General features: G+C 39.8%; 2 protein-coding genes. Both read left to right on the top strand.

The features are described from left to right. Positions 1-78: 78 nt before the first annotated feature. A complete protein-coding gene (locus QZL66_RS01270; protein ID WP_293601751.1) occupies positions 79-348 on the top strand; it encodes a transposase in 270 nt (89 codons plus the stop codon). A gap of 288 nt (positions 349-636) precedes the next feature. Beyond that, on the top strand, positions 637-2202 hold the full coding sequence (locus tag QZL66_RS01275) for an alpha-amylase family glycosyl hydrolase (protein ID WP_022409957.1): 1566 nt from the start codon (positions 637-639) through the stop codon (positions 2200-2202). The last annotated feature ends 117 nt before the right edge of the window (positions 2203-2319 follow it).

Raw genomic sequence — 2319 nt, forward strand, 5'->3', positions numbered from 1 at the left:
CTTCAGAGTCTGATAGGAAAAAGAAAACAAACGCCTAAGAGCTTATGTTCATAGCGAAAAAATGATATAATAGGAAAAATGAAAAAAGAATGTGAAGCAACAAATTACGAAAGTGATTTGACAGACGAGCAATGGGAAGCAATCCAAGAATTCTTTCCATCCGGAAATAAAAGCAAATATCATAAGAGATCATTGGTAGAAGCAGTGCTGTATATCGTAAAGACAGGCTGCCAGTGGAGAATGCTGCCGCATGACTATCCGCCGCATGATACGGTATGGAGTTTTTATCGCCGAGCAAGAAATAACGGCGTATGGGACAAAATAATGGGAAATCTCCTGTGTATATGATTATGATTTCTCATGCTGCTACGCTCTTAAAACGCTTATGAACACAGGCTCTGAAAGCATTCTATTGGAAATCTTGGGGTGTCGTGTCTGCATTTTTCAAGAAAACGCTGTTTTTCCATGGTGAAGTCTCTCCAAAAAAGTAGAATAATACAATTATCTGCGGGAATAGTATTAGAGTTATTCCGCATAAAGGAATATAATATAAAATAGCACAGGTTTACAACATCTGTAAACTGAAAATGAATATTCTATATAAAAGTTATCAAAAAAGTACAGGAGGAAAATACTATGAAAAACAACAACCCACAGTGGCTTGAAAATGCAGTATTCTATGAAATCTATCCTCAGAGCTATAAGGATACAAATGCAGACGGTATAGGTGATCTTGCAGGTATGACAGAGAGCCTGCCTTATATCAAAAGTATAGGTTGCAATGCAATCTGGATAAATCCATGCTTTGAATCACCTTTCTTTGATGCAGGCTACGATATTTCAAACTACAAAAAAGTTGCTCCCAGATATGGCACGAATGAAGACCTGAAACGTTTCTTTGAAGAAGCACACAAACTCGATATTCATGTTATTCTCGACCTCGTTCCGGGTCATACTTCCATTGAGCATCAGTGGTTCAAGGAGTCTATGAAGATTGACAGAAATGAATTTACAGACAGATATATCTGGACAGATTCCGTATGGGAGGATGCAAGTGGAATTGAGAACATCACAGGCTCTATAAGAGGAATTTCCGACAGAGATGGCACTTGTGCGGCAAATTTCTATACCATTCAGCCGGCACTGAATTATGGTTTTGCAAATCCTACAAAGCCATGGATGCAGGCTGTAGATGCCCCCGGTCCGATGGCAACAAGAGAGGCTATGAAAGATGTTATGCGTTTCTGGCTGAATATGGGTTGCGACGGTTTCCGTGTAGATATGGCACAGTCACTTGTAAAGGGAGATACGGACAGCAAGGCTACAATTGCACTCTGGCAGGATTTCAGAGCATTTCTGAATCAAGAATTTCCTGAGGCTGCTATGATTTCTGAATGGGGTCAGCCGGATAAATCTCTTATGGGTGGTTTTCACATGGATTTTCTGCTGCATTTCGGCCCTTCACATTACAATGATCTTTTCCGTGTGGAAGAACCCTTTTTCTCCAGAAAGGGAACAGGTGATGCATCTGAGTTTGTAAAGACATATGAAGAAAACTATGCAAAAACAGAAGGCAAAGGACTTATCTGTATACCATCAGGCAATCATGATATGTCCAGAATTTCTCAGCGTCTTGACAAGAAAGAAATAAAGCTTGCTTTTTCATTCATTCTCACAATGCCCGGTGCTCCTTTTATTTATTATGGTGATGAAATCGGAATGCGTCACCTTGAAGGTGCAAAGTCAGTTGAGGGCGGTTTTGAGAGAACAGCATCACGTTCACCTATGCAGTGGAATAGCTCTGTAAATGCGGGATTTTCTGCAGCAGACCCTGAGGATCTTTATATTCCTATCGATTCAGATGTCAACCGTCCTACAGTTGAAAAGGCTGTAAATGATCCTGATTCAATTTATAATGAAGTAAGAAAGCTTATAGAGCTCAGACAAGCACACTCAGCACTCAAGAGCAACGGAAAGATTGAATTTCTCTATGCTGAAAAGAATGCATATCCGCTTGTATATCGCCGATACGATGATAATGAAAGTATAATCGTTGCAATAAATCCGTCATCAAACGCAGCTTCATGCAGAATCTCTGGACTCAATATCAAGGAAATTCTCTATACCAATGGAGATGCGGCAGATATAACAGACGAAGTTCTGACAGTGCCAGCAGAAAGTGTTTCTGTATTTTCAGTATAAGATACAGTAAATATGGCATAGGATATGGTGCAACATCTGTAAAGACCCTGTGAAAAAATCTCTGTAAATTCAACAACAGTGAGAACCCGTCTTCACAAGCGTATACAAGTGTCTTTT

This window comes from Ruminococcus sp. CAG:330 (assembly GCF_000437175.1).
Lineage (GTDB): Bacteria > Bacillota > Clostridia > Oscillospirales > Ruminococcaceae > Ruminococcus_C.